The organism is Nonlabens ulvanivorans (assembly GCF_032922765.1).
In the GTDB taxonomy this organism is placed as follows: Bacteria; Bacteroidota; Bacteroidia; order Flavobacteriales; family Flavobacteriaceae; genus Nonlabens; species Nonlabens ulvanivorans.
Genome location: NZ_CP136694.1, coordinates 1,204,587 through 1,219,696, shown reverse-complemented (window position 1 = coordinate 1,219,696; position 15,110 = coordinate 1,204,587). Strand labels below are relative to the sequence as shown.

Here is a 15,110-nt window from a genome sequence, read left to right as displayed (position 1 = left end):
ATTTAAACGTCTTGAAAATGTGTAATTTCTTCAGTATCATTTTTAGAACCACTAGATTCTATCAACCATGCTAGTCCTACAGTAATCAATGCTCCCAATGGATTCAACCATAAGAACGGTAATAATTTCACATCAGGAACAAACTCATCTACACAATAGAATGCTATCACAATAGCTTCTGAAATCAACGCGGCAATAAATATCGAACGACCACGTACTTTTTTTAAATAGAAAGCCACTAAGAAAATCCCAAGGATAGTTCCATAAAACAACGAACCTATAATATTTACTAGCTGTATCAAATTATCAAATAACGATACAACACTAGCAAAAATAATAGCTATTATTCCCCACATAAGTGTAAACCATTTACTCATGCGCACATAATGATCATCATCCTTAGTATCATTGTGATTAAAACGCTTATAAATATCTACGGCAGTCGTGGAGCTTAAGGCATTCAACTCTGACGCTGTTGAACTCATTGCAGCACTTAAAATTACGGCAAGTAAAAGACCTATCAAGCCTTTAGGTAAATGGTGTAGAATAAAATGAATGAAAACAAAGTCCTTATCATTAGTTTCAATACCATCGTCTGCTTTGGCTATTAATTGTCTTGCAGCTTCTCTGTTTTCTTCTTCTGCCTGACGGAAGTAATTCAGACGTGACTCTAATTTATCTTCAGGTGCTATGTATTGATTATTCAGCTTTTTGGCATAGTTATCTTGCATGGTTTGCTTTTCATGCAGGATAGAGTAGTGGCGCTCTTGTAAGGCTTCATAATCTGCTGCATATTCACTTTCCATAACAGCTTTTTCGGCAGCAGGATTAAAGTTCAAAGGTGTATCATTAAATTGATAGAATACAAAAACCATGACACCTACCATAAGAATAAAGAATTGCATCGGTACTTTAAGTAATCCATTAAATAATAAGCCGATACGCATTTGCTTAATAGATTTACCAGACAGGTAACGTTGTACTTGTGATTGATCAGTTCCAAAATAGCTCAACATTAAAAAACTAGCACCAAAAATGGCGCTCCATACATTGTAGCGATCATTTAATGAAAAATCAAAATCTAAAATTTTCATCTTATCTGCGCTACCGGCCATGGTTAATGCATTGTCAAAGGTTACATTATCAGGTAACTGTGTAACGATAAGAACAAAGGCAGTAATCATACCTGCCATGATGATGATCATTTGCTGTTTTTGGGTAACGTTTACCGCTTTAGTTCCACCAGATACGGTATAAATTATAACTAGAATTCCTATAATTATATTTAGATATTTTAGTTCCCAATCCAGTACGGCACTCAGTATAATGGCTGGCGCATAAATGGTAATTCCTGCAGCTAGTCCACGTTGTATAAGAAATAGGATTGAGGCTAGTGATCTGGTTTGAACATCAAATCGCTTTTCTAAAAATTCATAAGCAGTGTATACTTTAAGCTTATGATAAATGGGAATGAATGTCACGCAAATTATGATAATCGCAATAGGCAGACCAAAATAGAACTGGACAAATTCTAAACCATCTGTATAAGCCTGTCCTGGTGTACTTAAAAATGTTATAGCACTAGCCTGTGTTGCCATTACCGATAGTCCTACCGTCCACCATCTTGCATCACCACCTTTAATATACTCTTCGCTGGTTTGTTTTCCTCGAGTTTTATAAACTCCATACAACACTATAAAGGCTAGTGTTGATGTAAGAATCGTCCAATCAATTATTTCCATAAACGGCAGTAATTAAGTAAAATATAGCTGCAAAAATGATGTTTGCAACAATCACAAGAATGTAAATACGATTCCATTTCTTAGAACTTTTCATCACTATTCTTTTTAACCGGTTGATCATCTACACCTATACTTACCATATTTGCAAGTAATTTGTAAGCTCCAGAAACACCAGCAGGTAACTCTCTAAAAAGGCTGAGACCTGTATATATAATATGCCCATTGCCATATCTCGCAACAATTAAACTACCATTAGTCATCTCTTCACCGTTATCATTCATTCCTAGAATAGGAGTAAAGGCTGGATCCCATTTTTCTGGAAAATACAATCCACGTTCTTGTACCCAATTTTCAAAATCAACACTTGTAATTTTATTAGGCTTGTTTAAAATCGCATGGTTAGGTTCTAATAATGTTACAGCCGCATTTTCATCGGTTACACGCTTTCGCGAAAGCGTAATAGATAACGGCCCTAGTGCATCTGGATTTATACGTCTGCTTGTGTTGTACTGCATCATTAACGTTCCACCATTTTTTACATAGGTATCTATACGTTCTTGCAACGCTGCCATTTCAGTAGGTGCGACGTTAAACGCTCTAATTCCTACCACAACAGCATCATATTTTGATAAATCACTAGGAACCTCGCTAGGTTCAAAACGGAATACTTTTGATCCTATCGCTTCTATTGCGGTGGCAACATCATCGCCGGCGCCATTAATATAAGCCACTGTGGTAGCTCTATTTTTAAGATTAGGTTTAACAACTTGAGCTTCATTGTTGCGCACTAACTGTTGATCTGGTATATGGTTATAATCTATAGAAATAACCTCTTTAGAAAATGATTGATCACCTATTTTTACCAGACCACTTACCACACCACGTGAGGCTCTTTTAGGAGGTACTATGTTAAAATTATAAGTACGCACGGTTCCTGAAGTCATGGTGTCAAATTCAATTTTAGAAGGTTTGATCATCCAGTCATTAGGTGCGTATAGCTCAATAGTTCCCGCTTTTAAATCTGTATTTGCGGTCATGCTTACCTGTATTATTTTAGATTCCTCATTAAAAATATAAACAGGATTTTGAACACTTACTGATACGGCAGGTACAACATTTAATGGCTCATGTATCTCACCTCGTACAGGATCAGTTGATTTAAATTGAATTTTTAAGTCTCTATAGATTTTTATATTCTGTATGGTTACGACTGCCTTTACTGCAAATGGTGATTCAAGTTCTGGCAAACCTCTTTCATTCATAGCCTTAACAGTATACATACCTAGGGATGCTGGTTCATTAAGGTAATAAGGTGACGTGGGCTGGAAGTACTGCGGTATCGTTAGGGTACCTTTTACAATTGTACTGGAATTAGATGTGGTGTTAATTTGAGATTGATCTAACGCTATCATATTGTTAGCCGTTAAGGAAATATTTATCTCATCATTAGATCTATTTGTTACCTCAACATTAATAGGTGTGGTGGCACCATCAGTAATATATTGTTGATTTGAGCTCGCTTCTAGATAAACACCAGTGATTTGAAGAATAATATCTTCAAGTTCTCTTAATTTGATGGCTTTCCAGTGCTCATCTTTAAGTCTAGAAATGGCTTGATGCAACTCAGCTAGTGCTGGTAGACTAGCTTCAGGATTTTTAAAATCATAACTCGATAGAATTTTATTAAGTTGGGTTTGAATTTTAGATCCACCAGATACTCGTGTCCATGTAGTATTAATGCCCGAGAACAAATCTGATTTATCGGTTGGGAAAGAGCCTTCTAAATACTCGAGATATTCAGTTTGTGATCCTCTAGAACCACTACTACCAAAACCTTGTGATTTATGCTCACTGCGACTTAATGCGGCAATCTCACTGTTAGATAAACCATTCCATGGGTAATAAGTTCCGGCATCGATCTCTAGTAAATTGGTTTTGTCTGCTTTTTCAAAAGCTTCTTGACTTCCGTAAAACCACCAACTAGTATTAAAAAATATACGTTGAGGTTGCCATGTGTCTAGGCGACTTAATTGACTCGCATATGCTGTTTTAAGAGCTGCACTTTTATATGCAGTCATGCTTAACATAGCACTGGTTGTATGATGACCATGAGTGGTACCAGGCGTGCGATGATTAAATCGGTTGATGATGACATCTGGTTTAAACGTTCTTATAATTTGCACCATGTCTTCAAGAACTTCTTGTTGATTCCATATTTCTAGGGTTTCAACTGGATGTTTAGAATAGCCAAAATCGTTTGCACGTGTAAAGAACTGCTCGCCGCCATCTCGATGTCTCGCTTCTAGCAATTCTTGTGTGCGTATCATACCTAATTGCTCACGCAATTCTGGACCTATAAGGTTTTGACCACCATCACCTCTGGTTAATGATAAGTAACCAGTACGTGCCATCTTATCATTAGAAAGCCATGAGATTAAACGTGTGTTTTCATCATCTGGATGAGCGGCTATGTATAGTGCCGTACCTAAAAAACCTAACTTCTCTAGATTGTGATATATCTCACTGGTATTGGGTTGTGTAGGGAATAATCGATTTTCTTGAGCTGTGGCGTGACCTAGGAATAAAAGGGACGCAATAAAAGTAAAAATTAGTTTCTTCATATTGCGTGTGAAGATAGAATTTTCAATTCTTAAAAATTTGTGAAGATTTGTAACTTCTTTATCACATCTAGACGTATTTGAGAATGTTCTGATTTATAATCTTTGAACCATCAATGTTTTAATTAATATTACCAGTTGATTACATACGCTTTCGCGAAAGCGTATTTTCCAGTTCTAATAGTGATCTATTTGAGTGTTAGGTGAATAGTAGTTGATCATTTTCTCAAACGATTCAATATTGTAGTTGATAGAGTTCACCAAAAAGCTATAAGAATTTTTTGATCGGTCCTCATTTTGATAAGTGATCATATAATCGTGATAGGGAATGCCCATCAGTTTTACTTCGGGTTTAGAAAGTCTAACACTAATAATGTCTTGTAACTTTATTTTGATAGTCCCACTTTTATAGGTAAGATATAGAAATTCAGAATCATAAAAGGCATTAGCATGTTCATTATAAGATCGTCTTGCAATTAAATAACCTATAATCACACTAATTAGAATTACAGGTCCCAAGAAAAATAAATGGTTTTTAAGAGCAGCAATGAATATTAAGCAACCTATAAATGTTAAGATAATGGGTAGGAAGGTTTTATTGAGTCTATGGTTAGGAGCAAGATCTTTCATAACCTTATCTGATAGGTATATTTCTGTACTTAGAACTTAGAATTAAAAACAGACCATAGAAAAGTACACCGCTAGAGACTAGTCCCATAATTATAGCTCCATACTCGACATGCATAAACGCAAAGGCAGCGTCTGCGCCTTTAGGTAAGTTTTGCATATTGTAATATGCAGATCGCGCTAGGATATATGCAAAAACAGCAAATACAATTCCGCGACTGAATCTACCTATGCGACCTAAAAGCATGAGGTATTTGTATTGATGATCGGTAAGATTTTCTTTATGAGTCATTTTGTCCATCATGGTTGAAAAAGAGATCCACCATTCATTAATAGCACTTACAGCCAGTCCAGTAGCAATTATAAATACAATGATTTTTCCCCATACCGATTGTAGTATTTTGATTTTCCATCCAGCATTACCATCATCGTCTGGCATACCGAATAGTAATTTTAAACAAGTAAATAAAAGTAGACAGTATCCTATACCATTTATAAAATAGGCGGCTCTACGGAAAGTTGGTTTTCCAGAATCACTGTCATAATCTTGCATATTAAAAGTTAGAAAGAATCTGGAGAAAATATAACCAGCTAGACCTATACTCATTAATAAAATTAAGAACCATCCAAAGCTTAAATGAGAGATCCATTTTAAAACGTCATCACCACTTTTAAGCGCATAGGTGAGCTGAAACGCTGTAATTAGTGCGGTTATTCCCATCAATAAAAAAACGGCACCTTTAGTAGCTATTCCTATTCTTGCAAATCTTCTGTAATTTTTCAATCGTTATTTTTAATTCCTTCAAAAATAATATCCGATAGATTGCGTCTTATTGTATGTAACAAAACTTTAGTTGTTTAATTTATCGTTTCTACGATTTTTTCCCACATCTCATCATGTAATATAACGGGTACTAAACTGCCAGATGGCTCGTTACCCATTCTTATAACCACCATATTTAAGCTAGGTACGACATCTATAAACTGTCCATTTTTACCTAAGGCGCTAATCATATCCACTGGTCCAGATGGCGTTAGGGATGACGGGATAGTTGCTGTAGATCCAGGAAATCTTAAGGTACTTTTACCATTTAACCACCATAAATAACCGTAAGCTTCATTAATATTTTGAGAAGTATTTGTCATCGCATTAAAATAGGTACTATCGCCTAATACCGTTGTTCCGTCCCAATTCCCTTCGGCAAGTGTTAATAAGCCAAATCTTGCGGCACTTCTTGCGTTACTAAAAAATACGTTGGTAAATAATGCTGTATTCGTCCATTGTCCTGTCATACCTGTTTTACTAAGTATAGAACTATTGGTGTACTGATTATTAGTGACACCAGTTGCTGCTTCTAGGATATCATGAGTGATAAGGTACGTACCATTATGGTAGTACCATTCATTCCCAGCGTCTACTAGATAATTTAAACATGTTGGATCATAACATTGTTCATCTGTTACATTATAGTCGATTCCGGTCGTAAAAGTTAAGTGATTCTTTATAGTAATTAAGTCTTCTTTATCTTGTGACATGTTGGTCCAGCCATTGCCTAGATAGTCAGATGTCTTATCATTAATATTTAAATAACCTTCTTCTTGTGCGATACCTACCACAGTACTAGCGAGAGATTTACCAGCACTTGCCCAATACCAGGTGCTATTACTATCAAATGGCTGACCTAGTAAGTCATTATTCCAGTATTCTTCAACGACGATTTTACCATCTACTAAAATGATAAATGCACGCGTTTCATTTTGCTCTAAAAAAGTGTTAAGTTCAGTAAGCTTTTGATTATCCCATTGTAAATCTGTTGGAGAAGTTGTCTCCCATGTGTCGCCAGTTAATGGTGGGAAATAATTTATTTCTATCGGGTCCATAATGATATCGTCATCATTATTATCATTTGAACTACAAGAGGTTACTATAAAAATGCTTAGTAAAAATATAGATAAAGAAACTTTCATGATAATCGGTTGTTTTATAATGAATGAGTAACAAGAATAAGAATAAAATTAAGACTATAAATAAATGTAAAAGTTTAATTACAATATATCATACTACGCTATCGATTTCGTAATTTTGCTTTTATAAATTGAGAATATCATAATGCAAGATCAAACTCCATATATCCCAGTAAATAAAGTACGTATCGTTACTGCTGCTAGTCTTTTTGACGGTCATGATGCCGCTATTAATATCATGCGTCGTATCATTCAATCTACCGGTTGTGAGGTAATACATCTAGGACACGATAGAAGTGTAGAAGAAGTGGTAAATACTGCTATTCAAGAAGATGCAAGTGGTATCGCGATGACTTCTTATCAAGGTGGTCATAACGAGTACTTTAAGTATATGCGTGATTTACTAGTAGAAAAAGGAGCTGGTCACATCAAGATTTTTGGTGGTGGTGGTGGTGTAATTCTACCGTCAGAGATTAAGGATTTGATGGATTATGGCATTACTCGTATTTATGCTCCAGATGACGGTCGTGCGATGGGCTTGCAGGGTATGATTAATGATCTTGTGCAGCGATGTGATGTTGCTGTTCCCGCTTTCGCGAAAGCGAAACAAGGAAAAGACCTCTCTACAAAAGAATTACTAGAAGAGAAACATGTACCTACTATCGCAAGATTGATATCACTTGCAGAGAACAGACATGAAGAATTCCAAGCAGAATTTAAATTCGATGCAGAAGAACTAGCAGGAACTCCAGTTTTAGGAATTACAGGAACCGGTGGATCTGGTAAATCATCTCTAGTAGATGAATTGATACGCAGATTCCTAATCGATTTCCCTGAAAAAAATATAGGTGTTATCTCTGTAGATCCATCAAAGCGTAAAACCGGTGGTGCTTTATTAGGTGATAGAATACGTATGAATGCGATCAATAATGATCGTGTTTATATGAGATCTCTTGCAACGAGACAGTCTAATTTAGCTCTTTCTAAGCATGTACAAGAAGCTGTAGATGTTTTAAAAGCTGCAAAATATGACCTGATCATTCTTGAAACGAGTGGAATAGGGCAGAGTGATACAGAGATTTTAGAACACAGTGATGTGTCTTTATATGTAATGACTCCAGAGTTTGGTGCAGCCACACAACTAGAGAAAATCGACATGCTAGATTTTGCAAATGTGGTAGCCATCAACAAATTTGACAAACGTGGTTCACTCGACGCACTACGTGATGTAAAAAAACAATTCCAGCGCAATCATAATCTTTGGGAAACAGATCCAGCAACTCTTCCAGTTCATGGAACTATAGCAAGCCAATTTAACGATCCAGGAATGAATGCGTTATATGAAGCATTAATGGCTGAGGTAACCGAGAAAACAGGTGTGGATTTAAGTTCTAAAAATGAGCTTAACAAAGCACAAAGTGAAAAGATATTTGTTATTCCACCATCTAGAACACGTTACCTAAGCGAGATAGCCGAAAGTAATAGAGCTTATGATAATACTGCTGCTACACAGTCTACCGTGGCACAAAAATTATATGGTATTTTTCAAACGATCAATACATTAATAGACCAAAACGAGAATGCTAGTTCGAGCGAGAGTCGAGAACGGTTCATTACTGATAAAGGTTTAAACGAAGACTACATCATATCACAAGTTGTAGCTGAAGATAGAGAATTTGCTGATTTATTAATTGCACAATTCAACAAATCATTAAAAGACCTTGATCCATATAATTGGGAAGTAATTACTGGTTGGGATGCAAAGGTGAATAAATACAAGCAACCTATTTATGAGTTTCAAGTACGTGACAAGGTCATTAAAATTGAAACACATACAGAGTCACTATCTCATAAAATGATTCCTAAAGTAGCGTTACCAAAGTATAGCGCATGGGGCGATATTTTGAAATGGTGTTTGCAAGAAAATGTACCAGGAGAATTTCCATATACCGCAGGATTATATCCGTTTAAAAGAACAGGTGAAGATCCTACAAGAATGTTTGCAGGTGAAGGTGGACCAGAACGTACTAATAAGCGTTTTCACTACGTGAGTCTTGGAATGCCAGCAAAACGTTTAAGTACTGCTTTTGATAGTGTGACCTTATACGGTAATGATCCAGGATTGCGACCAGATATTTATGGGAAAATCGGTAATGCAGGAGTAAGTATTTGCTGTCTAGATGACGCAAAGAAACTATATTCTGGATTTGATTTGTCTCACGCGATGACATCAGTATCGATGACTATTAATGGTCCAGCGCCTATGCTATTAGGGTTCTTTATGAATGCTGCCATCGATCAGAACTGTGAACGATTTATCACTGAGAATGGTTTAGGTGATAAAGTAGAGGCAAAGCTTAAAGAGGTTTATGATGATAATAATGTAGAACGTCCTTCTTATTTAAACGCTCAAGGCGAAAAAGTATATTCTAAAAATGGTCAGGTAGATGTAACTAAACTTCCGGAAGGTAACGATGGTCTTGGTCTAATGCTTCTCGGTCTTACAGGAGATCAAATCCTAGAACCAGCAGACTATGCTCGTATTAAAATGGAAACCCTAGCACAAGTTCGTGGAACCGTGCAAGCCGATATTTTAAAAGAAGATCAAGCTCAAAACACTTGTATTTTCTCTACAGAATTTGCGTTGCGTTTAATGGGTGATGTACAACAGTATTTCATTGAAGAAAAAGTACGTAACTTTTATAGTGTATCGATTTCTGGTTATCACATTGCCGAGGCTGGAGCAAATCCTATCACGCAATTGGCTTTCACATTAGCAAACGGATTCACTTATGTAGAATATTACTTGAGTCGCGGAATGGACATCAATAAATTCGGTCCTAACCTAAGTTTCTTCTTCTCAAACGGTATCGATCCTGAGTATTCAGTGATAGGTCGTGTGGCGAGAAAGATTTGGGCCAAAGCGATGAAAAACAAATACGGTGCAAATTCTCGTGCACAAATGTTGAAATACCATATTCAAACGAGTGGTAGATCATTACATGCACAAGAGATTGATTTTAATGATATCCGTACGACATTGCAAGCACTGTATGCGATTAATGATAACTGTAACTCGTTGCATACTAATGCTTATGACGAGGCGATTACCACACCTACAGAAGAATCTGTAAGACGTGCGATGGCGATTCAGTTGATTATTAATAAAGAATTAGGTCTTGCCAAAAATGAGAATCCTATTCAAGGAGCATTTATCATTGAAGAGTTGACAGACTTAGTAGAAGCAGCTGTTTTAGAAGAATTTGATAGAATTACAGAACGTGGTGGCGTGCTAGGAGCGATGGAAACCATGTACCAGCGCAGCAAGATTCAAGAAGAATCGATGCACTACGAGATGTTGAAACATACAGGCGAGTTCCCAATCATAGGAGTAAACACATTCTTAAGTTCTAAAGGTAGCCCAACGGTTTTACCAGCTGAGGTGATACGTGCGACAGAAGAAGAGAAACAAGCTCAAATTGCTACTAAGGATAATTTACATACCGCTTTCGCGAAAGCGCAACAAGAACAACTATCTAACATACAACAAGCTGCTGTTAAACAAGAAAATATTTTTGAGCATCTAATGGAAGCTACTAAGATTTGTACTTTAGGTCAGATTACTGAAGCGTTGTTTGAAGTAGGAGGACAGTATAGACGAAATATGTAAGCAGACACTTGGCTTTGCAATTGCAAAGCCTTAGTGGTCGCTTATCCCGAACTCGCTTCAGGATCTTTTGAACCTTGAATGATTTCAAGCTCTGCTAGCGTATGAATCGCTTATCCCGATGAGCAAAGCGAAATCGGAATCTTATGAATCTATAAACGCATTTAAAACCTTGTCATTCCGCACTTGATGCGGAATCTACTTGAACTAATTTGAATTTTTTTAATAAATCAGCAGTGTTTAATGAAAACCTGTGAGATTACCACCGCTAATGCCTTGCGAAACCTCACCGGTTAGAGGGAAATTTCAGATTAAGAAAGATGTCAGTTTGAGCGAGAGTCGAGAACGGTTCATTAACAAAGGTTATATGTGATGTGCGATATGTCAATCCACTACAAAGCAGATTCGGTAATTTCTACCGCATTCATTTATTAAAAAGATATAAATCTAGTTAGTTAGTTAGTTAGTTTTTCCTTTTATTTGTGGGAAATAATTGATTATGAGAAAATTGATAGTGTTTTTAGTTATGTTATCTTCTAGTTTGGGTTTTTCTCAGAATATAAGTTTTCCTGATTCGGAATTAGAAAATCAGCTTGTGCTTTCTGGATTATTTAATGGAACTGCAAAGGATATAAACGGGAATCCCTTGATTATTGATGCAAATAATGATCAAATGATAAGTGTAGCAGAAGCAAATAATGTTTATCAATTAGAATTAAATTATACTACTATAACCGATATTACAGGACTGAATAATTTTAGCAATCTGGAAGTCCTTGAAATGACTAATACTCCAGTTACTAATTTTAATATTCAGGGTTTAAGTTCGATTAAGACCATTAATTGTTCAAATAATGGAATGTTGACAACTGTCAACTTTGATAATCTTACCACTTTGGAGAATATAATTTTAAGAGATGATGATATCTTATCCGCAGTGTCTTTAAATAATTTAACCTCTTTGCAAGATATTCTTATCTCTATGTCATTAGTTACGTCCATCGACATTAGTTCAAAACCATCCCTGGTCAAAGCATCTTTAGGAAGCAATTCTATTTCTAATATTTCCGTTGTAGGTTCAAATCAGCTTGAGGAATTATATTTACAAAGTAATGATATTTCTCAAGTCGATTTGAATGGTTTAATTAATTTAGAATGGTTGTATTTACAGGACAATTTGTTGACTGCGATTGATTTAACTGGTTTATATTCGTTAGAATACGTGAGCCTTTCTGATAATAACTTTGCTACACTTGATATTTCAGACCAAACATCGCTCAGAAACCTTAGTGCCAATAATTCTCAGGTATCAACATTTTCAATATCTAATAATCAATATTTAGCATTTAATATTTTAAATCTAAACAATAATAACATTAACTCTTTTGACATATCTAAAATGCCCAATTTGTCAGAACTTAGATTAGATAATAATCAAATAACTAATTTATCACTAATTCCATTTTCTAGATTAGAATTATTGCATGTAAGTAATAATGATCTAACAAGCCTTGTAGTTGATAATATGGAAGAGTTAAGGGATATTAATGCTGATGGTAATAACTTGACCTCATTTGATGGTAGTTTATTGTTTATTACAACTACTCCAGGATCAAACAGTGTAGAGTTGAGTGGAAATCCATTATTAACTGATATTAATATTAAGAATGGTAGAAATACCTTATGGCTATTTGACAATTTGCCAAGTCTTGAATCTGTATGTGCTGATAATTATGAACTAGTAGGTTTAGCTAATTGGGCTAATACTAATGGATTAAATTTAAATTTGAGTAGTTATTGTTCATTGATCCCTGGTGGTGTTTCTTATAAATTTGAAGGCTCTGTAATCATAGATGCGGATTTGAATGGTTGTGATATAAATGACCCAAGATATCCTTATGCAAAGTTTACTTACAACACTTTCAATAGTAACGGTATATTTTATACAAATTTTAATGGTGATTATTCTTTACCTGTTAATGCTGGTAATCACGCTATTGTACCAGTTTTAGAGAATCCAAATTTTTGGCAATTAAATCAGAATTCTTTTTATTCAAATACAATTGCGCCTATTATAGAATTTGATTTCTGCATGACCGCAGTAGGATCTATAGAAGACCTCGAAGTAATCGTAGTTCCACTAGAACAAGCAAGACCAGGATTTGATACGGACTATAAAGTAGTGATAAAAAACAAAGGTAATCAAACAGCTAGTGGTTCCGTAACCTTAGATTTTGAAGAAGACTTTATGACCTTAATATCGACTAATCCTAATGCTGGAAACACACCTAGTAATCAGTTGAGTTGGTCTTTTAGCAATTTGCAACCATTCCAAATGGAAGAGTATGAGTTCACAATGACGTTGAATACGCCTACTCAATCTACTAATCCATTGAATGGTGGTGACATCCTAACTTTTACTGGAACGGTTACAGGAACTGGAACAGATGTTATGCCAGCAGATAATGTGATGGTCTTTGATCAAACCGTTGTCAACTCTTATGATCCTAATGACAAGACCTGTCTAGAAGGTGAGACCATAGACCCAGCAGATGTTGGTCAGTACGTTCATTACATGATTCGTTTTGAGAATACAGGAACGGCAAGTGCTGTGAATATTGTAGTAAAAGATGAAATTGACTTAACCCAATTTGATATCTCGACGTTGATTCCCCTAGGTGGTAGTCATGATTATTACACGAGAATTAGGGAAGGAAATGTGGTAGAATTTATTCATGAAGACATTAATCTGGATTTTAATGATGCAACTAACGATGGTTATGTCTTATTTAAAATCAAGACATTAAATACTCTGGTAGCAGGAGATACTTTTGATAACACCGCAGAGATTTTCTTTGACTTCAATTTCCCGATCATCACCAATACCGAAACGGTAACGGTAATGAGCACAGCAAGCGTAGGAGAATCTACAGACAGTTCTATAAAAGTATATCCTAACCCTGCGAAAAGCTTCATCAATTTATCTGCTTCAAATAGCCTTGAAAGCGTGACGATTATGGATATAAACGGTAGAACTTTATCACAAACCAACTTTACTGGAAATGCAACAGAGCAACGCATTTCTTTAGAAAACTTAAGCTCTGGAATTTACTTTGTTACTATTCAAAGTGACCTAGGACAAAAGGTAGAGAAGTTGGTTGTGGAATAATATTTATTCTATAATAATTAAAACAAAGCCTCTCGTTAAGTAGAGGCTTTTTCTGTATTAATCCTTTTAATAGAAGGTTTCTAAAACTTAAAGAAAACTTAAAGTAATGATGTAGACATACATAAGAGTATAGTAATTATATATTTGCTTTTTACCCTTAAAATTATAGTTTGAAGTCTACTTATTCACTCATATTCTTTGCTTTATTCAGTTCAATAAACTTTGCTCAAGATAGTATTCCTACTGCTCAAAGTACGAACTGGGCATCATGGGGAAGAGTAAGTTTTTTATTTAATCAAAGTGCTTTTAATGACGACTGGCAAGGTGGTGGAGTTACTAATGTATCAGGTAACCTAGGGATCAGTTATGACATGCAATACAAGCGTAAGAAGTTATCGTGGGATACTAAATTAATTAGTGATTTTGGTCTTTCTCAAGTAAAAGATCAGCGCTACTTGCGCAAGACGACTGATCGTCTAGAATTGAATAGTATACTAGGTAATCAAATTAAACAGAGCTACTGGAATTATAGTACTATTTTCAACTTTAGATCACAATTTATATCTGGATATGAATTCTTTACAGAAGAAGAAACAGGTGACGATGGCGTTACCAGATCTATTCAAAAGCGGCGCGAGACCTCAGGTGGTTTTTCACCTTCATATTTTCAATTAGGTTTAGGTTTTTTATGGAAAAAATCTAAAAACTTCAATTTCAACATCGCACCTGCTACTACTAGATTGATAACCGTATCATCTAGCTTCACTGACGTCGATATCAATGATCCAGATGCGGTAGATGACTACACACCATTTTTTGGGGTAGAGGCTAATAAAACAGCTAGATGGGAAGTAGGAGCCTCTTTCCGTGGTTATACAAAATTTGAGGTTGCCAAGAATATTCAAATGGAAAATGTAATAAATTTATATAGTGACTATCTAGCAGATCCAGAGAATATTGATATCGATTATAACCTCAATCTTTTTCTAAAGGTCAATAAATACATCAGTGGTAACTTTGAGTTTCAGGCGATATATGATGATAATACAACCAGAGGTTTTCAAATTAGACAGGTCATCGGTCTTGGTTTTAAATATGATCTAGGAGAACGTCCTACTAAAAAAGCTTAGTTTATATTATATATATATATTCAGAATAGCTTTTCTCATATACGCTTTCGCGAAAGCATACTTATAACACCTTACTGCTTTATTTAAATCAATTACTTATAAAAAACGTTTTTAGCCTGATTTTTTATCTGATTATACATTCTTAACAGAAATTTACCGTGGCCAATTATGTTAAATCATTGAACTTTTATC

The 15,110-nt window shown here is 35.4% G+C and carries 8 protein-coding genes; 3 read left to right on the top strand and 5 right to left on the bottom strand.

Annotated features, from left to right (window positions below):
• Positions 1-2 precede the first annotated feature (2 nt).
• From R1T42_RS05525 to R1T42_RS05505, 5 genes are all read right to left on the bottom strand, one after another.
• Entirely contained in the window at positions 3-1,742 is a 1,740-nt protein-coding gene (locus tag R1T42_RS05525) for a sodium:solute symporter (protein WP_317291609.1), read from the bottom strand.
• Positions 1,743-1,822: 80 nt separating this feature from the next.
• Complete coding sequence (locus R1T42_RS05520; RefSeq protein WP_317291608.1) at positions 1,823-4,363, bottom strand: PIG-L family deacetylase; 2,541 nt, start codon at positions 4,361-4,363, stop codon at positions 1,823-1,825.
• A gap of 174 nt (positions 4,364-4,537) precedes the next feature.
• Positions 4,538-4,990, bottom strand: coding sequence for a hypothetical protein (locus R1T42_RS05515; protein WP_317291607.1), 453 nt, complete (start codon positions 4,988-4,990; stop codon positions 4,538-4,540).
• A gap of 4 nt (positions 4,991-4,994) precedes the next feature.
• Positions 4,995-5,771 carry a DUF1206 domain-containing protein gene (locus R1T42_RS05510; protein ID WP_036584938.1) on the bottom strand — a complete coding sequence of 259 codons (777 nt, stop codon included), beginning with the start codon at positions 5,769-5,771 and terminating at the stop codon, positions 4,995-4,997.
• A gap of 74 nt (positions 5,772-5,845) precedes the next feature.
• The gene (locus tag R1T42_RS05505; RefSeq protein WP_317291606.1) at positions 5,846-6,955 is read right to left on the bottom strand and encodes a serine hydrolase domain-containing protein; all 1,110 of its coding nucleotides are present in this window, start codon (positions 6,953-6,955) and stop codon (positions 5,846-5,848) included.
• Positions 6,956-7,097: 142 nt separating this feature from the next.
• Here R1T42_RS05505 and R1T42_RS05500 point away from each other — a divergent pair, with 142 nt between their 5' ends.
• The 3 genes from R1T42_RS05500 to R1T42_RS05490 all read left to right on the top strand — a co-directional run bounded on the left by R1T42_RS05500 (position 7,098) and on the right by R1T42_RS05490 (position 14,918).
• The gene (locus tag R1T42_RS05500; RefSeq protein WP_317291605.1) at positions 7,098-10,622 is read left to right on the top strand and encodes a methylmalonyl-CoA mutase family protein; all 3,525 of its coding nucleotides are present in this window, start codon (positions 7,098-7,100) and stop codon (positions 10,620-10,622) included.
• Positions 10,623-11,118: 496 nt separating this feature from the next.
• Positions 11,119-13,788 carry a T9SS type A sorting domain-containing protein gene (locus tag R1T42_RS05495; RefSeq protein WP_317291604.1) on the top strand — a complete coding sequence of 890 codons (2,670 nt, stop codon included), beginning with the start codon at positions 11,119-11,121 and terminating at the stop codon, positions 13,786-13,788.
• A gap of 170 nt (positions 13,789-13,958) precedes the next feature.
• Positions 13,959-14,918, top strand: a complete 960-nt coding sequence (locus tag R1T42_RS05490) for a DUF3078 domain-containing protein (RefSeq protein ID WP_317291603.1) — start codon at positions 13,959-13,961, stop codon at positions 14,916-14,918.
• Positions 14,919-15,110 lie beyond the last annotated feature (192 nt).